Raw genomic sequence first — 25,198 nt, 5'->3', positions numbered from 1 at the left:
CACATAGTTGAGGAGATATAGCCGTGGCCAAGGGCAAGCGGACTTTCCAGCCGAACAACCGCCGTCGGGCTCGTGTGCACGGCTTCCGTCTGCGTATGCGGACCCGCGCCGGCCGCGCCATCGTGTCGGCACGCCGCGGCAAGGGCCGTCGCTCTCTCACTGCGTGACCTGACGCAGGATCGAAGCACCGTGCTTCCGGCTCGTAACCGGATGACGCGCTCGACAGACTTTCGAGTCACCGTGAACCGCGGTGTCCGTGCGGCACAGCGGGATCTCGTGGTGCATTCGTTGGCACCCGGAGTTCCCGACGGCGCCGAGTCGAACACCGAGGACGCGCCGAAAGTCGGTCTCGTCGTAGGTAAATCGGTCGGCAATGCCGTCCAGCGACACCGGGTGTCCCGTCAGCTCCGTCATGCCAGTCGTGATCTGCTGCCCGAGCTGCGGAGCGGCGAGCTATTGGTGATCCGGGCCCTGCCCGGCAGTCGCGAGGCGGCCACCGCCACGCTGCAGGACGAACTACGAGCGGCTGTGCAGCGCGCTCACGCAAAGTCCGGATCCCGGCAATGACAGGACGGCTGGCCCGCGGGCTGATCTTTCTCATCGAGCTGTACCGCAACATGGTGTCGCCGATGCGTCTGCCCAGCTGCCGGTTCAGCCCCACCTGTAGTGAATACGCCGTCGAGGCGCTCACCGAACACGGTCTCTTCCGCGGTTGTTGGTTGACGACAGTCCGGCTGGCCAAGTGTGGCCCGTGGCATCACGGGGGATGGGACCCCATCCCCGAAAGACGGTCCGCGGCAACCGCCGCGCAGTCAAGGAGCGATTCGCTTGTCTTTTAACTGGTTCAGCCTGGACTACATCTATTACCCGGTATCGGGGATCATGTGGCTCTGGTACAAGCTCTTCGGCGCGATCCTCGGCGCGGAGAACTTCTTCGCCTGGGGCCTGTCGGTGATGTTCCTGGTGTTCACCCTGCGTGCCATCCTGTACCGGCCGTTCGTCCGCCAGATCGAGACCACCCGTCAGATGCAGGAACTGCAGCCCCAGATCAAGGAACTGCAGAAGAAGTACGGCAAAGACCGGCAGCGGCTCGCGCTCGAGATGCAGAAGCTGCAGAGCGAACACGGTTTCAACCCGCTCCTGGGCTGTCTGCCGATGCTGGCGCAGATTCCGGTGTTCCTTGGCCTGTTCCACGTTCTGCGGTCGTTCAACCGGACTGAGGGTGCCGGGATGGGGATCGGGGCGCAGGCACTGTCCCTGGAAGAGAACCGGACGACCGGCAACTACTTCTTCAGTGCCGTCGACGTCAGCCACTTCCTGAACACGGACTTTTTCGGTGCGCCGTTGGGCGCCACCATGATTCAGACCGGCGAGAGCCTCAAGGCGTTCGCCCACTTCGACCGCATGTCGGTGATCCTGGTCGGCATCCCGCTGATGATCGTGTCCGGTATCGCCACGCACATGAACAGCCGCGCGTCGGTGGCCCGGCAGAGTCCCGAAGCGGCCGGCAACCCGCAGACCGCGCTGATGAACAAGCTCGCGCTGTACGTGTTCCCGTTGGGTGTGGTGGTCTCCGGGCCGTTCCTGCCGATCGCCATCCTGATGTACTGGGTGGCCAACAACATCTGGACCTACGGCCAGCAGCATGTGGTGTTCAACCGGATCGAGAAGCGTGAGGCGGAGGAGAAGGAGCAGGCGATCGCACGTCGCTCCGCCAACGCCCCCGCACCCGGTGTGAAGCCGAACAGGTCGAAGAAGGGCAATCCGCCGGCTGCCGCGGCGAGCACCGGCGCCGACGTCGAACAGACCGGTACGGAGCTCGACGGCACGACGGAGTCCGATTCTGCGGGCTCGAAGCCGGCCCCGGGTGCCAAGCCCAACAAGAAGAAGCGTTGACCGGCCAGAGGGTAAAGACCCTGAGCGACGGCCGGTGCAAGAGGGAGAAGGCAGGGATATGACAGACACAGAAACGCAGGCGGAAGCCGGCATCGAGGCCGAGGCCCCGACGACGACTGCGGCCGCTCCTGCAAGCAAGGGCGACGATCTCGAAGAGCGTCTGGTCGCCGAAGGTGAGATCGCCGGGGATTACCTCGAGGAACTCCTCGATCTGCTGGACTTCGATGGTGACATCGATCTGGACGTCGAAGGGGACCGCGCGATCGTCAGCATCGACGGTGGCAACGATCTGACGAAGCTGGTCGGTCGCAAGGGCGAGGTGCTGGATGCACTCCAGGAGCTGACCCGGTTGGCCGTGCACCAGAAGACCGGCGAGCGCAGCCGGCTGATGCTGGACATCGCCAAGTGGCGTCGGCAGCGGCGTGATGAACTGGCAGCGCTCGGCCAGAAGGTGGCAGACCGGGTGCTGGCCTCGGGCGAGCGCGAAGAGCTGTCGCCGATGACGCCGTTCGAGCGCAAGATCGTGCACGACGCCGTGGCGGCCGTGGATGGCGTGCACAGCGAGAGCGAGGGCGTGGAGCCGTCTCGCCGGGTGGTTGTCCTGCCTGATTGAGCACCTTAATTACATCGATGTTGTTCGTCGGCGGCGAGCTGGCGGGGAAAGCGGAGGCTGTTTCACGTGAAACATGGTGACGCCCCATCCCCACCGGCCGCCGCCGTCGACGTTTTTGGTGACCGTGCCGAGCTGGCACAGCGCTATGCGGAGATCCTCGCGGGCGACGGAATCGAACGCGGACTGATCGGACCGTCCGAAGTCAGCCGACTGTGGGACCGTCACGTGATGAATTGCGCCGCTATAGGTGAGTTGGTCTCCAGCGGCGAACGAATCGGCGATATCGGCAGTGGAGCCGGCCTGCCGGGGATCCCGTTGGCGCTCGCTCGGCCCGACGTTCACGTGGTTCTGATCGAGCCGCTGCTGCGCCGTGCCGACTTCCTTCGGGAAGTCGTGGCCGAGCTCGGTATCGACGTGACCGTGATTCGGGGTCGCGCCGAGGAGCGGGCGGTGCGGGCCGAGGCAGGGGAGCTCGACGTAGTGACCTCCCGAGCGGTGGCCGCCCTCGACAAGCTGGCCAAGTGGAGCCTGCCACTGCTGAAAGTCGATGGCCGGATGTTGGCCCTCAAGGGGGAGCGGGCGGCCGACGAAATCGTCGAACATCGTCGGGCACTCAACTCACTCGGTGCTGTGGACGTAAGGGTGGTGAAATGTGGCGTGAACTATTTGACTCCGCCCGCAACCGTGGTCGTGGCGACGCGCGGAGCCAAGCGCGCAGGGACCGGCCGAGCGGTGAAGAACCGGCGATGACATCGCCGGCCAGGGGGAGCAACATGTCCCAGGTTTCAAAAGCGGCCGACCCGGCCGCCACATCAGGAAAGGCAGCAATCGATGCCGATGTTTCACGTGAAACGTGGACCCCAAGCGTGACCATGGATACGCCGATCGGGGCGGAAGCCGAACGCGCGGTCCAGATCATTCACGGAGCCAAGGGACAGCAGCTGCCGCGCCCGGAGCACCAGCGGGTGTTCACGATCGCCAACCAGAAGGGTGGCGTCGGTAAGACCACCACCGCGGTCAACATGGCCGCGGCCCTGGCGCTGCAGGGTCTGAACGTTCTGGTCATCGACCTGGACCCGCAGGGCAACGCCAGCACGGCGCTGGGCATCGAGCACCGCCCGGGTACCGCGTCGTCGTACGAGGTGCTGATCGGGGAGATCACCCTGGAGAGCGCGCTGCAGCGCAGCCCGCACAACGAGCGCCTGTACTGCGTTCCGGCGACCATCGACCTTGCCGGCGCCGAGATCGAGTTGGTCAGCATGGTGGCACGTGAAACGCGGCTGCGGAACGCGCTCGCCACGCTGAAAGACCACAACTTCGACTACGTCTTCATCGACTGCCCGCCCTCGTTGGGTCTGCTGACCATCAACGCGCTTGTCGCGGCGCCGGAAGTGCTCATCCCGATCCAGTGCGAGTACTACGCCCTGGAAGGTGTCGGTCAGCTGCTCCGCAACATCGAGATGGTCAAGGCGCACCTGAATCCCCACCTCGACGTCACGACCGTCGTCCTCACCATGTACGACGGCCGCACCAAACTCGCCGACCAGGTCGCGATGGATGTCCGCGACCATTTTGGCGATAAGGTTTTGCGGACCGTCATCCCACGCAGCGTCAAGGTTTCCGAGGCTCCGGGGTACGGCATGACGATCCTGGATTACGACCCGGGATCACGTGGAGCAATGAGCTATTTGGACGCCAGTCGTGAACTCGCCCAGCGTGGCGAGCACGGAGTGAGGAAGTAACGATGTCGCAGCCACGTAAGCGCAGCGGACTCGGTCGGGGACTGGCGGCGCTCATCCCGACCGGTGCACCCGAAGACGAGCAGCAGGACACCTCGCTGCGGATGGGGTCCGCCGCCGCCGACGTGGTGATCGGTGGGGCACCGTCGATCCCGACCAACGGCACCGCGGCCGCGGCAGCGGCCAAGGCGGAAGCCGAAGCCATCGGTGCGGTGTACCGCGAGATCGAGCCGGTGGAGATCCAGCCGAACCCGCGCCAGCCGCGGACTGTCTTCGACGGTGACGCGCTCGCCGAGCTCGTGCACTCCATCCGCGAGTTCGGCCTCATGCAGCCCATCGTGGTGCGCGAGCTGAGCGAGCCGTCGGGCCCGCACAAGTACCAGCTGATCATGGGTGAGCGGCGGTGGCGTGCCTCGCAGGAGGCCGGCCTCACCGCTATCCCGGCGATCGTGCGCGAGACCGCCGACGACAACATGTTGCGCGACGCGCTGCTCGAGAACATTCACCGGGTCCAGCTGAACCCGCTCGAAGAGGCGTCGGCCTACCAGCAGCTGCTGGAAGAGTTCGACGTCACCCACGAGGAACTCGCGACCCGCATCGGCCGGTCGCGTCCGGTCATCACCAACATGATCCGTCTGCTGAAGCTGCCCATCGCGGTGCAGCGTCGGGTCGCCGCCGGTGTGCTGTCGGCCGGCCACGCCCGTGCCCTGCTGGCGCTCGAAGGGGGAGCGGAGAAGCAAGAGGAGCTAGCCGCCCGGATCGTGGCCGAGGGGCTGTCGGTGCGCGCGACGGAAGAAGCCGTCACCCTGGCCAACCGCGACGGTGACAAGCCGACGCCGGCACCGAAGCGCAAGCCGATCCAGATGCCCGGGCTGCAGGATGTGGCCGAGCAGTTGTCGACCGCGTTCGACACCAAGGTGACCGTGAGCCTGGGTAAGCGCAAAGGCAAGATCGTCGTCGAGTTCGGCTCGGTGGACGACCTCCAGCGCATCGTCGAACTGATGAAGACCGAACAGGGCTAACTGGCCGATTTTGGGGTTTGCGACAACCCGACCAGCCACCAGGACCCGTTACGTCACTGTGACGGTGAGGTTTTTTGGGTGTGCGGGACGGGGGAGGGGAACCGCGATGTTTCACGTGGAACAGTGCCGCATTTGGCCGCCGTCGATCTGGACTGAACAAATCGGGTCGGCGGCGCCTGCTTCTTTTATCCTGGAAGGGCAGCCTGATCCGATCGGGCGGACGACGGGAGTCTGGTGACATCACGAATCACGCCGCTGCGCCTCGAATCGTTCGAGCGGCTGCCGAAGCACGCGCGGCGTTGTGTCTTCTGGGAAGTCGACCCGTCGGCGCTCGGCGACAGTGAGCATCTCAGTGACCCCGAGTTCGAGAAGGAAGCATGGCTGTCGATGGTCATGCTCGAGTGGGGATCGTGCGGACAGCTGGCGGTAACCTGCGACCCGGACCGCGCCGAGGACCCCAACGATGACGCACCCTGTCTGGGCTACGCGTTCTATGCGCCGCCGCGCGCAGTGCCCCGGGCGGGGCGTTTTCCCACCGGACCGGTCAGTCCCGACGCGGTGCTACTGACGTCCATCGGCGTCGACTCCAGTGAAGACGGCGAGGCGCTGTCGCGCCATCTCATCGCGGCCGTCGTCGCCGATCTGGTTCGTCGTGGTGTGCGGGCGCTGGAAGCGTTCGGCCGCACGACAGAGGTCGCCCAACTCGGTAGCCCGCACGCGTGCCCGGCAGAGCTGGCGGCGACGGTCGAGGCGTTCGGGGAGTGCGCCGTCGAGCAGTGCGTGATCGAGGCCGACTTCCTCCAAGACAACGGGTTCGAGATCGTTGCGCCGCACCCATATTTCCCGCGACTGCGACTGGAGCTGGAGCAGGGACTCGGCTGGAAGGCTGACGTCGAGGCCGCGCTGGAACGACTGCTGGAGAGCAACGTGTTGCAGCAGCCGGTGGGCGCGCTGCCCAGCCCGGTGCTGTGGACACCGCGGCGCTGAGATCGATCCGCGTGGACGCCAGTCCCAACTGAGTGGTTCCACGTGAAACACCGACCTTCCCGTACCCTCGCCGCCATGGGGCGTCGTCGATGAATCCGGATTCCTCGGGCCTGCTCGATGTCGGCGACGGCAATCGGATGTACTGGGAAACGCGGGGCAATCCGGCCGGCCGCCCGGTCCTGATCGTCCACGGCGGACCGGGTGCGGGCCGCTCCCGCAACGCACACAAACAATTCGACCCAGCCCTCTTCCGCGTCGTGTCCTTCGATCAACGTGGCTGCGGCGACAGCGTGCCCAGCGCGGCTGATCCGACGACGGACATGTCCTGCAACACCACCGAGCATCTGCTCGCCGACATGGAGGCGCTGCGGCGTCACCTCGGCATCGAACAGTGGCTGCTTTACGGCGGCTCCTGGGCGTCCACGTTGATCCTCGCCTACGCGCAGCGGCATCCTGAGCGGGTGCTCGGCATCGTGCTGATCGGCGTGACGATGACGCGGCCGCAGGAAGTCGATTGGTTGTACCGCGGGCTGCGGATCGTCCGGCCGGTCGAGTGGGAGCGGTTCCGCGACGGCGTGCCGGCGGAGCACCGGGACGGGAATCTCGTCGAGGCATACCGGCAGCTGCTGGAGCATCCCGACGCCGCGGCGCGGGAGCGGGCCGCGCAGGACTGGTGCGCGTGGGAAGACGCCGCGATCGCCCACGAGACTCTGGGGAAGCCGGGTCAGTACACGGCGAAGATGGATGCAGCGAGACTGGCGTTCGTGCGGATCTGCACGCACTACTTCGCGCACACCGCATGGCTCGAAGACGGTCAACTGCTGCGCGATGCGCATCGACTCAACGGCATCCCCGGTGTGCTGATCCACGGCCGCCTCGACCTCTCCGCGCCGGTGCGGACGGCATGGGAACTCGCGCAGGCATGGCCCGACGCCCAGCTCCGGATCATCGAGGACTCCGGCCACACGGGCAGCCCCGCGATGGCGGCGGCGATCACCGACGCGGTCGCGCGGTTCACTCCGCGGAGCTGACGGCGCGACGGTTCCACGTGAAACAACGGGGGTCGTAGGACAGTGCGCCGGGGTAGATACGCGTCTGCGCTGATGTTTGTGGCCCACCCCGGCGGCACGCTGATTAGCATGAGCGAACTGCGTGCGGGTACCCCATTGGTGGACTGGAGCGACGTGGGCGTGAGCGAGCTGCCGACCGGAACGGTGACGCTACTGCTGGCTGACGTCGAAGGCTCGACGCGGCTCTGGGAGACCCAGCCCGACCAGATGGCCGCTGCCATCGCGCGTCTCGATGAGACCGTCTCCGCCGCACTCATCACCCACGCCGGGGTGCGGCCGGTCGAGCAGGGGGAGGGCGACAGCTTCGTCGTCGCATTCGGTTGTGCGTCGGACGCGGTCGCGTGCGCGCTGGATCTGCAGCGCTCGCCGCTGGCACCGATCCGGCTGCGCATCGGAATCCACACCGGCGAGGTCCGCCTGCGCGACGCCGGCAACTACATCGGCCCGACCATCAACCGCACCGCGCGACTCCGGGATCTCGGGCACGGCGGCCAGACGTTGTTGTCGGGAGTGACGGCGGCACTGACCGAAGATCAGCTCCCGGACGGTGCGTCGCTGACCGACCTCGGCACGCACGTGATGCGCGATCTCCCGCGGCCGGAACGCGTCAGGCAGTTGTGTCACCCGGATCTGCGCAACGACTTCCCGCCGCTGCGGGCGCCGGGCTCCGTCGTCGCGCACGGACTGCCCGCCGAGTTGACGACCTTCATCGGGCGCCAGACCGAGACGACGAATCTGCGCGACGCCCTGGCCGCGCATCGGCTCGTCACCCTCAGCGGAGCCGGTGGCGCGGGCAAGACGCGGCTGGCGGTCCACGTCGCTGCCCGCGCGGTCGGCGACTACGACGACGGCGTCTGGTTCGTCGACCTGGCTTCGGTGACCAATCCCGACGCCGTGCCGGTCACCGCGGCCCGCGTGTTCGGGCTGCCCGACCAACCCGGCCGCTCCACGACGGACACCCTGCTGCGGTTCGTCCGCGACCGCCGACTCCTCATGGTCCTCGACAACTGCGAGCACGTCCTCGACGCGAGCGCCACGTTCGTGGCGTCTCTGCTCGGGGCGGCACCGGGAGTCACCGTGTTGGCCACGAGCCGGGAGCCGCTCGGTGTCCCTGGGGAAGCGGTGTGGCAGGTGCCGTCCCTGTCGCTCGCTGACGAGGCCGTCGAACTGTTCGCCGACCGGGCGCGGCTCGCGCGCGCCGACTTCGTCGTCACCGAGGACAACGCCGCCACCGTCGCCCAGATCTGTCAGCGGCTCGACGGTATGCCGCTGGCGATCGAGTTCGCGGCGGCCCGGCTGCGCGCGCTGTCGCTGCCCGAGATCCTGGACAGCCTCCACGATCGGTTCCGGTTGCTCACCGGAAGTTCTCGGACGGCGGTGCGGCGGCAGCAGACGTTGCGCGCGTCCGTGGATTGGTCGCACGCACTCTTGAGTGAGCCCGAGCGCGTGCTGTTCCGCCGGCTGGCGGTATTCCTCGGTGGCTTCGATCTGGGGGCCGCCCGGGCGGTAGCGGCGTCGGATGTGGCCGAGCGGTATCAGGTTCTCGATCAGCTGAGCCTGCTCGTGGACAAGTCTCTTGTCGTCGCCGAGAGTACGGCCGGCGGTACCCGCTACCGGCTGCTGGAGACGGTGCGCCAGTACGGGTTGGAGAAGCTGGGGGAGTCGGGCGAAGCCGACGCGGTGCGGGTGCGCCATCGTGACCACTACGCGGCGCTGGCGGCCGTGCTCGATGGGGCCGGTCGGTCGGCGCGGAACCAGCCGCGTCTCGACGACGTCGAACTCGAGATCGACAACCTGCGCGCGGCGTTCGACTGGAGCCGGGACAGCGGGGACATCGACGCGGCGGCGACGATGGTGTCGTCGTTGCAGCCGCTGTGGCTCAAGTGCGGCCGCATTCGGGAAGGGCTGGCGTGGTTCGGCAGCGTGCTGAGCGACGAGCACCTGCGTACCCTCCAGGCGGCGCCTGTGGCCTACGTACGGGTGCTGGCGGACAAGGCGGTACTCGATGTATGGGCCGGTGTGTCCGGGAGCCTGGAGATGGCGGAGCGGGCCCTGCACCTTGCGCGACAGGTCGACGATCCAGTTCTGTTGGCCCGGGCGTTGACGGCGTGCGGCTTCGTCGCCGGCAACAGTGACGACCCGCGGCTGGCCCACGAGTACTTCGCGGAGGGCATCCCGATTGCGCGGGCGTCGAACGACATCTGGCGGTTGGGTGCGATCCTCACCTGGCAAGCCCAGGCGGCGTGCGTGGCCGGAGATCCCGTGACGGCCCGTGCGGCCGCCGAGGACGTTCGTGATCTCGCCGAGGCCACCGGCGCCCGATTCGACTCGCGAGAATGGCGCGCCAATCTCGCGTGGGCTCAACTGATGCAGGGGGAGTTGGACGCCGCCGTCGCGCACTTCCGGGCAGCTGTCGCCGAAGCCGAAGCGGCGCACGACTCGATCTGGACAGTGGGGGCACTTCAAGGTCTCGGCATCGCCTTGGCTTGGCATGGTGAGGCGGCCGCCGCGCGAGCAGCGGCAGAGACTGCCGTGGAGCTAGCGGCAGATCTCGGTGAGTTCATGCTCGGCGTCGGCACTGCAGCCCTGGCTTCGGCGGCCCTCGCCCATGGCGATGTCGCGACAGCCCGGACGGCCAGCCTGGCGTCCGAACGTCATCTCAGTGTCCAGCCGGCCGCCGCGGTCACCACGTATGCGCGCACGGCCGAAGCAGAACTGGCGGGCGGTGATCTGGTGGCCGCGCGCCGGCTGGCCGACGAGGCGGTGCGGGTGAATGTGGGCTGGCATCTGATGCTCGCAGGCATCACCAGGGCCCGCGTGGCGATGGCCCAGGACCAACCGGATCAAGCGTCACGTGACGCTCACGCCGCGCTCGGTGTTGCTGTCGAGATTGGGGCCGCGGCCGGAGTTCCGGAGATCTTCGAATGCCTGGCGGCGCTGTCCGGCGATCACCGGGAGGCAGCCCGGCTCTACGGCGCAGCAGAGTCGATTCGCGGACACGTCGGTGCCGTTCGCTTCCAGGTCCACCAGGCGGGCTACGAGGCGTCGGTGGCGGCCCTGCGGGAGGCGATGGGGGAGACGGACTTCGACGCCGCGTGGGCCGAGGGCGCCGGGCTGTCGGTCGAGGAGGCGATCGCGTACGCCCAACGCGGCCACGGCGAGCGCAAGCGTCCGGCGAGCGGCTGGGGCTCGCTGACACCGGCCGAACGGGAGGTCGTGAAACTGGTGTGTGAAGGCTTGGGCAACAAGGACATTGCGACGCGGTTGTTCGTCTCCCCGCGGACGGTGCAGGCACACCTGACTCACGTCTACACCAAGCTCGGCCTCAGCTCCCGGATCCAGCTGATCCAGGAGGCGGCACACCACGAGTGATCAGCGCTCGTACATCGCCATCTGTTCGGGGTTGTAGCGTTCCCCGACTGCTGGGCTCAGGGTGTTCAGGGCCTGCAGTTGTGCGGTGCTCAGCTCCACCGCGTCGGCGGCGATGTTCTCCTCCACCCGTGCGACGCGCTTGGTCCCAGGGATGGGAGCGATGTCGTCGCCTTGCGCCAGCAGCCAGGCCAACGCCACCTGGGCCGGGGTCGCTCCCACCTGATCGGCGACGGCTTTGACCTCGTCGGCGATGCGCAGGTTCCGGGTGAAGTTCTCTCCGGTGAAGCGGGGGTTGTCCTTGCGGAAGTCGGTGTCGTCGAACTGTTCGGGGGAGCGGATGGCGCCGGTCAGGAAGCCGCGGCCCAGCGGGGAGAACGGCACCAGTCCGATGCCCAGCTCACGCAAGGTCGGGATGATCTCGGCCTCCAGATCGCGGGTCCACAGCGAGTACTCGGACTGCAGCGCGGTGATCGGGTGCGTGGCGTGGGCGCGCCGGATGGTTGTGGCGGCCGCCGCCGACAACCCGATGTGGCGCACCTTGCCTTCGGCGACCAGCTCGGCGACCGCACCGACGGTGTCCTCGATGGGGGTGTTCGGATCGACGCGGTGTTGGTAGTACAGATCGATGTGGTCGGTACCCAACCGACGCAGCGACCCTTCGACGGCGGTGCGGATGTTGGCCGGGCTGCTGTCGAGGTTCCAGGCGCCCTCGCCGGTGTGGGACACCAGACCGAACTTGGTGGCCAGCACCACATGATCGCGTCGACCCTGCAACGCCTTGCCGACGAGTTCTTCGTTGATGTACGGGCCGTAGATCTCGGCGGTGTCGATGAACGTCAGCCCTAGATCGAGGGCACGGTGAATCGTCCGGATCGACTCGGCGTCGTCGGCGCCGGCACCGGTGTACCCGTGCGACATCCCCATTGCTCCGAGGCCAATTCTCGACACGGTCAGGTCCCGCAGTTGGATGTACTTCATTGCCCCTCCGGCCAGTTGAGTTCCATCAACGAGTCAACCGCGTAATCGGCCGGCCGGGGAGGGCCTGCGATGACAGGTACTGCCAGACACCCCCGCACCCCGGCGCACCGGCCATAGTGTGGGAACCGTGGACCACCGCCGCGAGATACGCGAATTCCTGACCTCGCGCCGCGCCCGCATCACGCCGCAGCAGGCCGGCCTCGAGGTGTTCGGCAGAAAGAGACAGGTGCCAGGACTGCGCCGCGAAGAAGTCGCCATGCTCACCGGAGTCTCCGCGGACTACTACATCCGGCTCGAACGAGGCAATCTGGTCGGCGCCTCCGACAGCGTCCTGGACGCGCTGGCGCGGGCTCTGCAACTCGACGATGCCGAACGTGACCATCTATTCGATCTGGCGCGCATCGACAACGCCGCACGCGCCACGAAACGCGCGTCGACGTCGACGACGCGGATCAAACCCGTTGTGCGGCAGGTGCTCGACGCGATCACCGACGCCGCTGCCGACATCCGCAATGAACGCGGCGACATCATCGCGGCCAACAAACTCGGTGCCGCGCTCTACAGCGAAACGCACGCCGAGACCGTGCAGCCGCCCAACGTCGCGCGCTACACCTTTCTGAACCCGAGCGCGCGGGACTTCTTCGTCGACTGGGACCGCGCCGCCACCGACATCGTCGCGGTGCTGCGAGCTGCTGCCGGACGTAACCCCTACGACAAATCGTTGTCCGATCTGGTCGGTGAATTGTCCACGCGCAGCGATGAATTCCGGGTGCGCTGGGCCTCCCACAACGTCCGCCGCCACACGAGCGGCACCAAACGCATGCGCCACCACATCGTCGGCGACCTCGAATTGAACTACCAGAGCTTCGAATTGCCCGGAGAGCAAGGACTACGGCTGAGCGTCTTCACCGCCGAACCCGACAGCGCCAACCAGCAGGCGCTGCGCTTCCTCGCCAGCTGGGCCGACACCACCACCGGCGCCCGGGGGGCCTCACAACCCGGGTTCGACGCCGTCCGCGATGTCGGCCAGGATGTCGACGACCTCGGATAGCGGACGCGTCGTCTCGATCTCATGGGTGGCGGACTGCCTCAACAGCGGTTCGGTGCCTGCGATGTCAGCCAGGATCCGGGCGCGCTCGTCAGTGGTCTTGCCGAACGGATTGTTCGTCCGGCGCTGCAGCCTGTCCAAGATGACTTCGGTTGGGGCGGTGAGTAGTACGACCGCGTCGAACCGGTCGTAGAACCGCCATTGATTGACCACGGTGCCCTGAACGAACAACGGCCGTTCTCGCCGTCGATTCAGTAGGTCGTCGATCAACGGCTCTTGCCAGAGGGGCTCGCCGTCGATGACTTCGATCCACGGCCCGTCGTCGGTGTCGACGGTGGCGTAGCCGCGTTGCGCCAGAGCGGCGAGTGCCGTCGACTTGCCCACCCCGGACATACCCGTGACGAGGACCGCCGCGTGGCGACTCATACCGACGGACTAAGCGCCGGCCTGGCCGGCCTGTTCCACCGACATCTCGTGAGCCAGCAGCTCGGCGAAGGTGAAAGTGCCTGTGGGACGGTCGTTCTTGCCCAGCAGGTACAGCCGCTTCACGGCGGCCAGGATTCCTTCGGCAATGGAGTCGCGGGCACCGGGGGAGGTCAGCAGCTCGCGGTCGTGCGGGCTGCTGACGTAACCGAGGTCGACCTGCACGGTGGGCATCCGGGTCAGCCGCAGCAGGTCCCAGGTCCGGCCGTGGGTCCGGCAGTCGCGGAAACCGCTGCGCGCCACCACTTCCCGCTGAATGAAGTCGGCGAGGTTGCGGCCGATGGTGGACACCGAACCGTGCGAATTCCCGAAGTAGAACGACGCGACGCCGTTGGCTGCCGGGCTGGGCAGGCTGGCGCAGCGCAGGCTGATCATCAGGTCGGCGCCGACGGCGTTGGCCGTCGCGGCGCGCTCGGCGTCGGCCGGGCTGCCGCCGACCGGGCGCGACAGGAACGTGTCCATGCCGATGGCCGTCATGCGGCCTTCCAAGCGGCTGGCGAGATCCCAGAGGACGTCGGCTTCACTGACGGGGCCGGACCGGCTCGTCATGATGAGCCCGCGGTCATCGCCGCCGCGGCCCGGATCGATGATGATCCGCTTTCCGGTCAGGCGGGGGCCGCTGCGTCGGACGAGTTCCTCTTCGCGGATCGCGTGCGGCGAACCGCCGGTGACCCGGGAACCGAGGAAGTACAGGGAGCGCAGCGTCTCCGGACCACAGATGCCGTCCGGGAACATGCCGTACTCGCGCTGGTACGACATCAGGCCGTTGTGGGTCTGCAAGCCGAAATGACCATCGACGAGACCGGTGTAGAAACCGAGATCCTGCAGCCGCGCCTGCAGGGTGGCGACGTCGTCGCCGTACATGGGGGCACCGAACTGGTGCGACAGCGTGCGCGCCCCCAGGCGGTACGAGGCTTCTTTCAGCGAGCGATAGGTGGCCTCACCGACCATGCCGTCGACGAGGAGCCCACGCTGCTGCTGGAAGGCGCGCACGGCCTCATCGAGATCGTCGTCGAAATAATCGAGAGCGACGTGCTTGCCGGTGGTGAGATCCGCGTCGGGACTGTCCAGCAGTCCCAGGGCGGCCAGTGCGGCCCGAATCTCGGTGACCGAACCTCCCCGGTCACCGCGACGCAGTATCGACATTCCTGGCCTTTCAATCACGGACGCCAGGCGGGCGGACAGCTAGCGCACTGGCGGGACGCCTGCACCCATTGTCGCAGACCCTCCTCAGGAATCCGCAACTTCACAGGCAGCAGCGGTGCGCCCCGCCGAATCCGGCGGGTGCGCAGCCGCTGATGCGGTCAGAGTTCGTCGGCGATCTCGCGCAGCAGTGCCGCCTTGCCCTTGGCGCCGACGATGCGCTTCACAGGCTCGCCGTCCTTGAACAGGATCAGGGTCGGGATCGAGACGACGTTGAAGTTGCGGGCGGTCTCGGGGTTGGCGTCGACGTCGAGCTTGGCGACGGTCAACTCCCCGGCCTTCTCGCCGGCCAGTTCTTCGAGCACCGGGGCGATCATCTTGCACGGTCCGCACCAGGTCGCCCAGAAGTCGACCAGCACCGGGGTGCCGCTCTTGATCACGTCGCTGTCGAATGAACCGTCGGTGACGGTCAGCGTTGCGCTGCCCTCGCTCATGTATTGCTCCTCTCGGGTGAACTCTGTGGGGGAAGGACGATCAGCCGTGGTGCTCGGCCAGCCAGCGCTCGGCGTCGATGGCCGCCGCACAGCCGCTGCCGGCCGCGGTGATCGCCTGGCGGTAGGTGTGGTCGACCAGATCGCCTGCGGCGAAGACGCCGTCCAGCGACGTGTTGGTGGTGCGACCCTCCACCTGCACGTAGCCCTCGTCGTCGAGATCGACGACGCCGCGCACGAGACCCGAGCGCGGGTCGTGGCCGATGGCGACGAACACGCCGGTGACGGGCAGCTTGCTCTCCTCGCCGGTGGCGGAGTTACGCAGACGCAGTCCACTGACCTTCGAATCACCTTCCACCGCAACAACTTCGGTGTTGGTGACGAAGGTGATCTTCTCGTTGGCCTGCGCGCGCTCGAGCATGATCCGAGAGGCGCGGAACTCGTCACGGCGGTGGATCAGCGTCACCGAACGGGCGAAGCGCGTCAGGAACGTCGCCTCTTCCATCGCGGAGTCGCCGCCGCCGATCACGGCGATGTCCTGGTCGCGGAAGAAGAAACCGTCACAGGTGGCACAGGTGCTCACGCCCTGGCCGATCAGCTCCTGCTCACCCGGCACGCCGAGGTGGCGCGCAGCCGCGCCCATCGCGAGGATGACCGCGCGGGCCTGATGGGTCTCGCCGTCGACGGTGACGGTCTTGATGGGGCCGTCGAGGGACACCGCGTCGACGTCTTCCATGCGCAGATCGGCGCCGAACCGCAGGGCCTGCTCGCGCATCTCGTCCATGAGCTCGGGGCCGGTGATGCCCTCTTTGAAGCCCGGGTAGTTCTCCACCTCAGTGGTGGTCATCAAGGCACCACCGAACTGGACACCTTCGAAAACCACCGGCTTGAGCTGGGCGCGAGCCGCGTACACCGCTGCGGTGTAGCCGGCCGGCCCGGAGCCGATGATGATCACGTCGTGCACGGTGTCTTGGGTGGTCATGGCCGCCTTTCATCTGGCTCTGGTCAGGCTCATACCTGGTTGGCCTGCTGCCAGAGTCGGTACGCCTATAACACCAGGGTAAGTGCCGGTGTTCCCGGCCGTTTGGCGGGCCACGGGGCGGTCAGCGGCGCGGCTCTGCCGGGGCGTCCACGATGACGGCATCCGCGATCAGGCCGGCATCGGTCGAGCTGCAGCCGGGAGACACCACCAGGGCCATCATCGAGCCGCGGTCGGTCCTCGGCAGCAGCAGGAGCACCTGGGCGCGGTCGTGCGCGGTCACGGTGGCGGCGCCCAGCACCGGGGTGGTCGGGGCGTAACCGAGCCCCTGCAGGCAGGACCGCAATCGGTCCGGCTCGGCGAGGGGCCCCAACTCGGCTGGCCTGCCCCGCAGCCCCAGGATCTGCCGATCGGCCCACGGCATCCCCGCCTGGCGCTGGACGGTCAGCGACGCCGCGGTGGGGCCGGCCGAGGTGCGGGCCGGTTCGTCGGACCCGCTGATCACGACGACGGCGCCGATGCCGACCGCCACCAGTGCGGCAGCCGCCCCGGCGATGGCGATGGGACGCGACCTGCGTGCTCCGTGGCCGGCGGAGTGACCGGGGACGACGGTGTGGCGCGCCGGTTGGGTTCCGGCGTCGCGCAGGGCGGATCCGATGTGCGCGGTGACCTCTGCGGGGATATCGCTCTCGGCGTCGTCGTCCGCCAGGTCATGCAGATCGCGGCGGACCTGTTCGAGCTCCGCGTACCGCCGGGCGACTGCCGGATCGTCGCGGATCCGCTGGCGCAGTCGGGCCGCCGTGGCGTCGTCGAGCAGTCCGGCCTGCAGGTCGGCCAGCTGCTGGTGGGTGACGGACTCGTCGGTGTGTTCGTCGTCCACGAGCCGAAGCCTAATCCGGTGCGGTGCGTGGGCCCTGCGCTGCTTTGCCCGTCAGTCCGCCGAGTGCGACAGATGCGCCAGGGACTGGGCGAGTTTCGCGCGGGCCCGGGAGCAGCGGCTCTTCACGGTGCCCTCCGCGATGCCCAGCATCGCCGCGGTCTCGGCCACCGAGTAGCCCTGCATGTCGACGGCGACGACCGCGGCCCGCTGCTCGACGGGTAGTCGCAGCAGCGCCCGCTCGATGACGATGCTGGTCTCGACGTGGCGCGCCGGGTCGGCGATCCGGCAGTCGGCCTCGTTGAGTTCTTCGGTTCGGTGAAAGCGGTTGTGACGCAACCGGTCCAGGCAGGAATTCACCACGATGCGGCACAGCCAGCTGCGAACGGAACTGTCGTTGCGGAACCGCGGTGCGTGGCGGTGGGCTTTGAACAGGGCGTCCTGCAGGGCGTCCGCGGCGTCCTGCGGGTCGTGACTGGTCAACCGGGCAAGCCGGTACAGCTGGTGACGGTGCCGGTAGAACAGCTCCTCGAACGCGTACCGCTCGCCGGCGATGTGCGCCGCGAGCAATTCTGCGTCTGACGCGTCCGACGGTGGCGCCCCGAAACTCCCCACTTCCGAACCATAAAGCGGGTTGCGGAGGGAATCCGACGCAAATTTGCGGAGATGACGAAAAATACCGTTTGACCAGTACCGATGACAGTCGGCCAGCCTGTGGATAACCGGAGGATGGCGGCTGTTTCGGCGATGTGCCAATTTGCCGGCGGTTCACGCGAAACCGGCGCGGCAACCGCGCGTCGCTTAGTAGCCTCGGCCGATGACGCCGATGGCATCCGAGTCGATGAGAATTGTGCGCCGGTCAGGACTCGCCTGGCTCACGGCTGCTGCGCTGATCAGTACGCAGGTCGCGGGTTGCTCCGAACCCGGCAAGCCCAAGCCGATCCCGAATTCGTCATCGGCGACGTCGGCTGCCCCCACACCTGATGCGGCCGGCTTCAGCGGCCCGATCATCGAGCATTGCGCCACGCACACGCAGAGTACGACGCTGAGCAAGCTGAACATCGGCAGCGGCGCGCTGGTGGATATCGCGACCTTCCCTGTCAGCTGCAACATCGGCAACGGCCAGTTCACCCGGACGCGCTACAGCAAGGACTTCCGCAAGCTCGCGCTGGATTCCCTGACGATCAACGACGGCCACGTCCGGTACTACGACTCGAGCACCGGATCGACCGTGGATGTCACCGAAATCGTGCAGCCTTCTCCCACCGGCGATTTCGGCAATCAGCAACGGCCGGACCACCGAAACCCACAGTTCGACGAGCAAGGCCTGCTGGTCTTCTACGATGCGCGCGCCAAACTGTTCAACTTCTACGACACCGATTCGAAGAAGATCGTGCGGACCAGCCCGACGTACCTGCCGAACTTCGTTCGGGCCGTGGTGAAGAACCCGGAAGAGGCCGCGCAAGGCGAGGGCGACCTACCCGGCGGCGACAGCTTTCGTGGGTGCCCGGCGTTGTGGTTCATCGACGCCACCCGCTACCTGCGGCAGGTCCACGACGACGCCGGTCACTATCTGGTGATCGACGCGGTCCCGCCGCCCGGTGCCGAAAGCCCGGCCTGCAGCGACACCGACGGGCAGCGAATCACGCCGCCGAGCACCGAAATATCCGAGGCGGCAGCAGACCCGACGGGCACGACCATCATCTTCACCGTGTTCAGCCGCAACGACATCAAGGTCTGGAACATGTACCAGGCGAATCTGCAGGATCCGTCGCACCCGACCCAGATCAAGATGTCCGGGAACATCCTGGAACGCTCCGGCTACGACGGTGGCCAGGCGATGTCCTTCGTCGGCTGGAACTGACCGAGGGGTTACGCGGCAGCCTTCACGACCACGTTGGAGATGTCGGTCTTGCTCTTGCCGTCGACCGTCCCCAGCGTGGAGATCCAGATCAGCAGATGCTGGGTCGGCTGTGCGTTGCTGATCGTGATGGTGTTGGCGCCGGTCTTCATGGTGGCCGGCTGCGTCAGGACGGTCGTGGCGTCCAGCGAGGCCGGGGTGGCCGACTGGGCGGACCGGATCTGGATCGCGGTGCCCGTGCTGGTCAGGTTCAGGCTGACCGACGCCACGGTGGTGGCCTGGGGCAGGTTCAGCATGAGGCCGACGCCGTTCTTGAAACCGGGGAACGGGGCAGGATCGGTGTAGACGTCGGTGGACCAGGCATCACCGGACGCGCCGGTGATGGCCTTGCCCGCGGTCTCCGGGGAGTCCGCGCCGCCGCCGGGTGAAAACACCGTCACACCAACGGGTTTCACCACATTGCCGGGCGTCGCGGCGCCACTCGTGGTCGGATGTTGGCTGTTGAGGCCGAGCTGCTGCTTGTCCAGGCCGCCGCCGACGTCGCCGAAGATGCCCCTGAGCACCGACGCCAGCACCAGCAGTGCCACCAGCAGGACCGCGCCGCCGACACCCACACCGATGAGTACGGCCTTGCGCCGCTTGGCGGCCGCCTCGAGTTCTGCCGCGTCCGCGGGCTCCGGGCGCTGCGAGCCGTCGACGGGCTCCAGCAGTTCCGTGGTCTCGGCGACGGTGGTCGCCTGCTGCAGCAGATTCAACAGCGTTGGGGCCGAGCGGATCCCGCCACCCTCCTGCACGGCCCGGGCCGCGGCGGCGGAGATCTGGAAGGGGATGGCCCCGTCGACCGAGCGGGGTTCGACGGGCTGGCCCGCGCTGTTCTGCGTCGCGGGCAGCATGCCGCTGAGGGCACCGGCTTCGGGCAGCGGCCACCGGTTGATCAGCAGCGCGTACAGCGTGGCGCCGACGCCACGGATGTCGTCTTCAGGGGTGGCCGACGGCAGGGTGCCGGGGAAGGCCAGGACCACGTCGCCTTCGATGCTGACGCGGATTCGGCCGGGATGATCGATCGACAACGCGACGCCGGACCGGTGCGCGGACTCCGCCGTCGACGCCAGGGACTGGATGGCGCGGGCGCCGCCCATCGGGGACGGTTCCGTCGCGGCCACCTCGGCCAGGGAACCGCCGCGGATCCACTCGCTGACCACCAGGCCACCGTGGCCGAGCCGGGTGACGTCCAGGATCCGGGCCAGCCCGGGTCCCTCGACATGGCTCAGTTTGCTTGTCCGGGTGAGGATTTCCTGGACCATCAACGCGGGCAGCGCGCCGTCGTGGTCGACGAACGTCAGCGCGACCTGGCGATCGAGCGCGATGTCGAGCGCATGCCAGAACTGCAGATCGGGTGGACCACCGTGGAAGACGAGCAGGCGGTAGCGGCCGTCGGCGACGACAGCGCCGGCCCGCAACGCGGCATCGTCGCCGCTGCCTGAGGTATCCGAGATGTGGGCGGATCCCTGGTCCGCGGGTGCGTCGGTCACCGCAAATCCTTTCCGAAGCCCGCCCGTGGTACCACCTTCCGGGTTTGCCCCGCCTGTGGCGGACGCGCCGGGCCGCCGTGGTACCGGAGATGAATTGCCGTGTCCAGGGTACGGGACCGCGGTCCGTCCCGAGTCCGGTACAGCCGAGCTGACCTGGACTGCGGGAGTCGGTGCCGGCGTGCCGCGGCCCAGTCGGCGGCGCACGAAAGCCACCGCGGCCAGGGCATCGGGCACCTTGGCCGCCACCAGTACCGCCACGATCACCGGCAGCATGATCAGGCCGAGCAGAAACAGCCGCAGCAACGATCCGGCGGCGCCGCCGTGCTCGGTCAGCCCATCGAACCCCAGCAAGCGGTCGGCGACATAGGCCAGTAGCCCCGAACCCAGGGAGGCGCAGATGGTTACGAGGATGGTCCGGATCACCGGCAGCTCGATCATCCGGCCGCGCGGCGGCCGCAGCGCGGTCCGCAACAACACGTAGCCGACGGTCGCGCCTGCCAGGAAGCCCAACCCGTTGGCCAGGCCCAGGTACCCGGCGACCAGTTCCCGGTCATCGGTCAGGTGGGGAGCGATCAGTGAGCCGACGATCTTCACGATGGTGATCACGACGATCAGGACGATCGGGATCCACGGTTGTTCGCGCGCGTAGAACACCCGAAGTTCCAGCAGCACCATGGAATACGGGATGAGGGTGAACGCTGACAGGGTGATGGCCATGCCGAGATACCCGGCGTCGGCGGCACCGAAGTTGCCGTACGCGAACAGGGCGCTGCCGATGGCGGGGCCACCGACGGTCATGAAAGCGACGATCGGGATCAGCGTCACCATGGTCAGCCGGGTGGCCAGGGAGAAGTCGGCGAGCACGGCGGGGTTGTCGTTCGCGGCGGCGTTGCGGGACAGCCGCGGCATCACCACGGTCAGTACCGTCACGCCGATCATGCCGAACGGCAACTGCAGCAGCAGCCAGGCGTAGTTGTAGATGGCGGGGCCGGATGCGGCTGCGTGGCTGGCGATTTCGTTGCCGACGATCAGACCGATCTGGCTGATCAGGACGTACAGCATCATGGCGACGGCCATGGTCCCGAACTTCTTGAGCCGGTCGTCGATCCCCCACAGCGGCCGCAGGTCGACGCGGTGCTGGTGCAGTGAATACAGCAGTACCGCGGCCTGGGCGACGACGCCGAGGGTGGTGCCGATGCCGAGCACCAGCAGCTTGGCGTTGCCCATCTCGACGGGGTCGATCGAGAGTTCGCCCGGGACAAGCACATACACGCACAGCGTGATGATCGCCACCACGTTGTTGATCACCGGCGCCCAGGCCGGCGGCCCGAAGACGTTGCGGTTGTTCAGGATTGCCATGTAGACCGAGGTCAACCCGTAGAAGATGATCTGGGGCAGCAGCAGATACGCGAACGCGGTGGTGAGCGGCTGATTCACCTGCGGGTCGCTGCCCAGCATCAGTCGCACCAGCAGCGGTGCCGCCGCGACCGACAGCACCGTCGTCACCAGCAGCAGCGCCGTGGCCAGCGTGACCAGGCGCCGCACGAACGCGGCGCCGCCGTCAGGGTCGTCGCGTTCGGCCCGGGCCAGCACCGGCACGAAGATCGCGGTGAACGTGGCCTCGAGCACCAGGGCGGCCACCATGTTCGGCAGCTGGTTGGCCACCGTGAACGAGCTGGACAGTGCCGCACCGAGAATCGCGGCGAGCAGCACGATGCGCAGGAAGCCAGTGATGCGGCTGACCAGGGTGGCCAACGCCATGCCCCAGGACCGGGAGACGACGGCGGCGTCGGACAGTTCGGCTCGTCGCGGCGGTGGTGACGCCGTGGCAGCGGGGTTCGGGCGGGGTGGGGCGCCGAGTGCCCGTTGATTCGCTCGGCGCGGCGCGCTCATGAGTCCTCCGGCGCGTGCTCGATGGCGGTGTCGAGAGGATCGGGCCGGATCGGCCGGGCATGGTGTGGACGGTCCAGGTCGGCGCGGTCGGGCTGACCGCGGAACCGGTGCCATAGCCGTCGGCCGGCCAGCAGGAACAGCACCGCGCCGGCGGACAGGGTGATGAAGAACAGCACCTTGCCGTAGGCGTTGGAATGCACCGACAGCCGGACCGGTTCGCCGAGCGTCAGTCCGTTGGCGGTGCGCAGGGCGACGTCGACGGCGACGCGCTGGGTGAAGTGCACCTCGATGGGCACACGCAGCGGCAGGTAGCCCGGGGGCAGTTCGATCTCGCCCATGTCGGTGACGGTCATGCCGGGCGGCGCGTCGATGACCAGCCGCACCCGGATGGGCAGCGGCAGATCGTTGCGCAGGGCCAGGGGGAGGGGACTGCGTTCGGTGGCCAGCGTGTACGAGCCGCCGGGGTTGACCACGGTGACGGCGTGGAAGAGGTCGTTGATGGTGTGCTGCGTGGTGGTGATGCGCTGCTGGGCCAGGGCCTCGCGGACGCTCGGCGGCACGGACTGGGTCAGCGCCCGCAGCATGTCCTCCCGCAGCGGCGCCGTGTACTGGTCGCCGGTCAGCCCGGTCTGGGTGTTGACGGTCAACGCGGCGGTCAGGCCCCAGATCCGCTCCATGGTGGTCGAGATCTGGCTGGTGATGCCGTCGCCGTAGCGGGCCTTGGGGTTGCCCGTCCCGTTGTCCGGCGGGGTGGCGGACGAGGTGGGCGGCAGGGCCTGGGCGTCGGCGATCACGGCGGGCATCGGGCGGGCGACGGCCAGCCCGGAGTGGATCGCGGTGGCCACCGACGTCAGGATCGCCTGGGCGTCGTCGGGTGTCACGTCCCAGGCCAGCGGCGGCATCAGGATCTGGTTGCGGGGCTGGGCGTCGGGTTGCAGCCCACGCCACAGCACGGAGGCGATGGCGTCCTGGCGGCGCGCCACCGGCGAGTCATGGATGAGTGGCACGTGCAGCGAGGTGTCCAGGTATCCCGGCGAGATCGGGGTCCGCCCGGCGCCGGCCAGGGCCGCAGCCACGCACGGGTCGAACGGCGCGACGGTGACCTTGCTGCTGTAGCGGCGCGGTGCGGTGTCGGCGGGCTGCCCGGACTCGTCGGCGGTGACGGGGGCCGCGGCGATCGCGACGGTCGGTTCGGGCTGCGCGGAAAGCAGCCGCACCGCCGGGCCGGTGAGCGGGCCGTCGCCGACGACCGTGGCGCCGCGCAGGGACTGGATGCCGAGCAACTGGTTGACGATCGGGCCGGTGTCGGTGGTGGCGGTGGAACTCAGGACGGCGTCGCCGACGCGTTGCAGCGCGCGCAGGTCGGCCTGGGCGTACACGGTCGGGGTGACGCACACCCGCTGGGCGAGTTGCCGCAGCCGGTTCAGCCACTCGGTCGCGGCTTGTTGTCCGGTGCCTGGATGGGTGGGTGAGTTCAGGCCGGCGGCCGGGTCGTCGGATACGACGTAGCCGCCGCTCATCGCGTTGACGGTGATCAGCAGGTCGGGGTCGACGGCCAGGCACATCGCGCCGCGCACCAGGCCGCCCGGATCCACCTGGTCGTTGGTGGCGAAGTCCGCCGCGGCCAGCAGGGTGTCCAGTCGGCCGCCGTTGGCCAGCGACGTGGCGAGATCGTCGTCGGCGAGGCGGGCGGGTTCGGTGCGTCCGGGGACGCCGGCCGCCAGGTGCGGGCGGTCGGCCAGCGGCCACAGCAGGGTCAGCGCGACGGGGTGCGCGGTGTCCGGTGGGACGACGGCGTCGATCGGCTGCTGGCCACCGCTGCCGTCTGAGGTGGCCGGGGTGGCGGGCACGCCCAGTACCGGCAGCAGGAAGCGGGCGTCGTCGAGCCGGGCCGCCGACCCGTAGTCGGGTGTGCCGTTGACGTTGACCAACAGCGGATACACCCCGGGACGGTCGATGCCAAGGGCGGGATGTTCAGCTGACCGCACCGGGTACGCCAGCCGGAACGGCACGCTCTGTCCGCGCGCCAGATCCTGCGAGACCGTGGTGAAGTCGCCGACTGCGGAGAAGTCCGTCGGCTCCCCGGCCAGCGTCGTGCGCAGCCCGGACGACGACGTCACCGCGGACGCGTGTTCGAGACGCACCATGACGTCGTGCACCGGACGGTCCCCGACGTTGGTGACGGTGCCGCTGACCGTCACCACCGGCTCGCTGGTGGTGGTGACGACATCAGGGGTGACGTGGTCGATGCGCAGCTGCAGGAACGTCGTCCCGCCCGGCTCCCCGGCCGACGACTGTGGCGTGACCGGAGCGGTGAGCAACAACAGCAGGGCGGTGACCGCAAGCACGCGCAGCAGTGCTGTCGAGGCCGACCCCGACAGCACCGACCTGACGTTCACGACCCGGGTCCGCAGCCGTTCGCGCGGCGGCCGGGCTGAGTATGGGCGGAGTCGTCGGTGCGATGGTTCCGCGTGCGGGAATGGGTCTGTGGGCGGCGGCGCGGCGCGGTGCGCGGCAGCGGCGGCAGGGCGCCCGGTCCATCGGTGTGGAGTTTGTCGATCAGTTCGCCGGCCACTTCGGCGAGCTTGCGCTCGTCGGCGTAGGCCAGGCGGGACGGCAGTTCGCGCAGGGGTACCCACGCCACTTCGGTGACCTCGACGTCGTCGTCGGAGAGTTCGCCGCCCAGGAATCGCATCAGGTAATGGTGCACTGTCTTGTGCACGCGCCGGCCCTCGGTCACGAACCAGTAGTCGATGCTGCCGAGTGCGGCCAGCACGCTGCCCTGCAGTCCGGTCTCCTCGGCAACCTCACGGATGGCGGTCTGTTCGGCCGTCTCGCCGAGTTCGATGTGCCCCTTGGGCAGTGACCACAACATCCGGCCACGCCGGTCGATGCGGCCGATGAGCGCGGCCATCTGGGTATCTTTGGGGCCGTCGAGGCCGTCGATCACCAACCCGCCGGCCGACGTCTCGTGGACGGTGCGCAGCCGGTCGTTGTTGGCCTTGCGGGCAGCCGGTGCCGCGGGAGCCGTGGCGGCAGGGACCGGTTGTGCAGTGTTGTTGCGGGGGGCAGCAGCCGAATCGGCGTCGGTGCGCTGGGCGCTGTCGCTGGGCGGACCTGCCGAGCGTCGACCGCGACGTCGCCCGCGGCGCCGTCGTGGTTTGGCACGCTCGCCTTCCGACACCCAAGCGATAGTAGCTGCTCAGGTTGGGCG

Annotated in this window: 23 protein-coding genes; 13 read left to right on the top strand and 10 right to left on the bottom strand. The window is 68.1% G+C overall.

Features of this window, described 5'->3' with window-relative positions:
- Positions 1-23 precede the first annotated feature (23 nt).
- The 11 genes from rpmH (at position 24) to AC1U2B_RS19335 (ending at position 10,699) form a co-directional block, all read left to right on the top strand.
- Entirely contained in the window at positions 24-167 is a 144-nt protein-coding gene (rpmH, locus tag AC1U2B_RS19385) for a 50S ribosomal protein L34 (protein ID WP_073695092.1), read from the top strand.
- A 22-nt stretch (positions 168-189) separates the two neighbouring features.
- Entirely contained in the window at positions 190-567 is a 378-nt protein-coding gene (rnpA, locus tag AC1U2B_RS19380; RefSeq protein ID WP_480218043.1) for a ribonuclease P protein component, read from the top strand.
- The gene (gene yidD / locus AC1U2B_RS19375; protein ID WP_081936537.1) at positions 564-839 is read left to right on the top strand and encodes a membrane protein insertion efficiency factor YidD; all 276 of its coding nucleotides are present in this window, start codon (positions 564-566) and stop codon (positions 837-839) included. Before rnpA ends, yidD begins: the two co-directional genes overlap by 4 nt.
- Positions 840-882: 43 nt before the next feature.
- Entirely contained in the window at positions 883-1,896 is a 1,014-nt protein-coding gene (gene yidC, locus AC1U2B_RS19370; protein ID WP_480218114.1) for a membrane protein insertase YidC, read from the top strand.
- A 58-nt stretch (positions 1,897-1,954) separates the two neighbouring features.
- Positions 1,955-2,509: a Jag family protein gene (locus tag AC1U2B_RS19365; protein WP_071286390.1), complete on the top strand. Its 555-nt coding sequence runs from the start codon at positions 1,955-1,957 to the stop codon at positions 2,507-2,509.
- 66 nt (positions 2,510-2,575) lie between these two features.
- Positions 2,576-3,259 carry a 16S rRNA (guanine(527)-N(7))-methyltransferase RsmG gene (rsmG, locus tag AC1U2B_RS19360; protein ID WP_418004097.1) on the top strand — a complete coding sequence of 228 codons (684 nt, stop codon included), beginning with the start codon at positions 2,576-2,578 and terminating at the stop codon, positions 3,257-3,259.
- Between the two features lie 23 nt (positions 3,260-3,282).
- Positions 3,283-4,251 carry a ParA family protein gene (locus tag AC1U2B_RS19355; protein WP_377041980.1) on the top strand — a complete coding sequence of 323 codons (969 nt, stop codon included), beginning with the start codon at positions 3,283-3,285 and terminating at the stop codon, positions 4,249-4,251.
- Positions 4,252-4,253: 2 nt separating this feature from the next.
- The gene (locus AC1U2B_RS19350) at positions 4,254-5,270 is read left to right on the top strand and encodes a ParB/RepB/Spo0J family partition protein (protein ID WP_480218042.1); all 1,017 of its coding nucleotides are present in this window, start codon (positions 4,254-4,256) and stop codon (positions 5,268-5,270) included.
- 234 nt (positions 5,271-5,504) lie between these two features.
- Positions 5,505-6,257 carry an acetyltransferase gene (locus tag AC1U2B_RS19345; protein ID WP_480218041.1) on the top strand — a complete coding sequence of 251 codons (753 nt, stop codon included), beginning with the start codon at positions 5,505-5,507 and terminating at the stop codon, positions 6,255-6,257.
- An 89-nt stretch (positions 6,258-6,346) separates the two neighbouring features.
- Positions 6,347-7,288: a prolyl aminopeptidase gene (pip, locus tag AC1U2B_RS19340; RefSeq protein WP_480218040.1), complete on the top strand. Its 942-nt coding sequence runs from the start codon at positions 6,347-6,349 to the stop codon at positions 7,286-7,288.
- A 108-nt stretch (positions 7,289-7,396) separates the two neighbouring features.
- Positions 7,397-10,699, top strand: a complete 3,303-nt coding sequence (locus tag AC1U2B_RS19335) for a helix-turn-helix transcriptional regulator (RefSeq protein ID WP_480218039.1) — start codon at positions 7,397-7,399, stop codon at positions 10,697-10,699.
- On the opposite strand, the gene AC1U2B_RS19330 is transcribed toward AC1U2B_RS19335, so the two are convergent.
- Positions 10,700-11,677 (bottom strand): aldo/keto reductase, encoded by a 978-nt coding sequence (locus AC1U2B_RS19330; RefSeq protein WP_480218038.1) that lies wholly within the window; start codon positions 11,675-11,677, stop codon positions 10,700-10,702.
- A 118-nt stretch (positions 11,678-11,795) separates the two neighbouring features.
- Here AC1U2B_RS19330 and AC1U2B_RS19325 point away from each other — a divergent pair, with 118 nt between their 5' ends.
- Positions 11,796-12,728 carry a helix-turn-helix transcriptional regulator gene (locus AC1U2B_RS19325; protein WP_480218037.1) on the top strand — a complete coding sequence of 311 codons (933 nt, stop codon included), beginning with the start codon at positions 11,796-11,798 and terminating at the stop codon, positions 12,726-12,728.
- On the opposite strand, the gene AC1U2B_RS19320 is transcribed toward AC1U2B_RS19325, so the two are convergent.
- From AC1U2B_RS19320 to sigM, 6 genes are all read right to left on the bottom strand, one after another.
- Complete coding sequence (locus AC1U2B_RS19320) at positions 12,669-13,151, bottom strand: AAA family ATPase (RefSeq protein WP_480218036.1); 483 nt, start codon at positions 13,149-13,151, stop codon at positions 12,669-12,671. The genes AC1U2B_RS19325 and AC1U2B_RS19320 overlap by 60 nt on opposite strands.
- 9 nt (positions 13,152-13,160) lie before the next feature.
- Positions 13,161-14,354, bottom strand: a complete 1,194-nt coding sequence (locus tag AC1U2B_RS19315) for an N-acetylmuramoyl-L-alanine amidase (protein ID WP_043986329.1) — start codon at positions 14,352-14,354, stop codon at positions 13,161-13,163.
- A gap of 158 nt (positions 14,355-14,512) precedes the next feature.
- Positions 14,513-14,845, bottom strand: coding sequence for a thioredoxin (gene trxA, locus AC1U2B_RS19310; protein ID WP_043391502.1), 333 nt, complete (start codon positions 14,843-14,845; stop codon positions 14,513-14,515).
- 40 nt (positions 14,846-14,885) lie between these two features.
- Positions 14,886-15,824 (bottom strand): thioredoxin-disulfide reductase, encoded by a 939-nt coding sequence (gene trxB, locus AC1U2B_RS19305; protein ID WP_480218035.1) that lies wholly within the window; start codon positions 15,822-15,824, stop codon positions 14,886-14,888.
- A 121-nt stretch (positions 15,825-15,945) separates the two neighbouring features.
- On the bottom strand, positions 15,946-16,701 hold the full coding sequence (locus AC1U2B_RS19300; protein WP_480218034.1) for an RsmA family anti-sigma factor: 756 nt from the start codon (positions 16,699-16,701) through the stop codon (positions 15,946-15,948).
- 51 nt (positions 16,702-16,752) lie between these two features.
- Positions 16,753-17,313 (bottom strand): RNA polymerase sigma factor SigM, encoded by a 561-nt coding sequence (gene sigM / locus AC1U2B_RS19295; RefSeq protein WP_480218033.1) that lies wholly within the window; start codon positions 17,311-17,313, stop codon positions 16,753-16,755.
- Positions 17,314-17,515: 202 nt separating this feature from the next.
- On the opposite strand from sigM, the gene AC1U2B_RS19290 reads away from it, so the two are divergent.
- Positions 17,516-18,562: a hypothetical protein gene (locus AC1U2B_RS19290; RefSeq protein WP_480218032.1), complete on the top strand. Its 1,047-nt coding sequence runs from the start codon at positions 17,516-17,518 to the stop codon at positions 18,560-18,562.
- Positions 18,563-18,570: 8 nt separating this feature from the next.
- Here the strand turns inward: AC1U2B_RS19290 and murJ are convergent, their stop codons facing one another.
- From murJ to AC1U2B_RS19275, 3 genes are read right to left on the bottom strand one after another with little or no spacing between them, the layout of a single operon-like run.
- Positions 18,571-21,984, bottom strand: a complete 3,414-nt coding sequence (murJ, locus tag AC1U2B_RS19285) for a murein biosynthesis integral membrane protein MurJ (protein ID WP_480218031.1) — start codon at positions 21,982-21,984, stop codon at positions 18,571-18,573.
- Positions 21,981-24,383, bottom strand: a complete 2,403-nt coding sequence (locus AC1U2B_RS19280; protein ID WP_480218030.1) for a hypothetical protein — start codon at positions 24,381-24,383, stop codon at positions 21,981-21,983. The genes murJ and AC1U2B_RS19280 overlap by 4 nt, the downstream gene beginning before the upstream one ends.
- Positions 24,380-25,168, bottom strand: a complete 789-nt coding sequence (locus AC1U2B_RS19275) for an NUDIX hydrolase (protein WP_480218029.1) — start codon at positions 25,166-25,168, stop codon at positions 24,380-24,382. Before AC1U2B_RS19275 ends, AC1U2B_RS19280 begins: the two co-directional genes overlap by 4 nt.
- Between the last annotated feature and the right edge of the window lie 30 nt (positions 25,169-25,198).

It is taken from the genome of Mycolicibacterium sp. P4_G11 (assembly GCF_056555145.1).
This window is presented reverse-complemented; position numbering and strand designations above follow the sequence as displayed.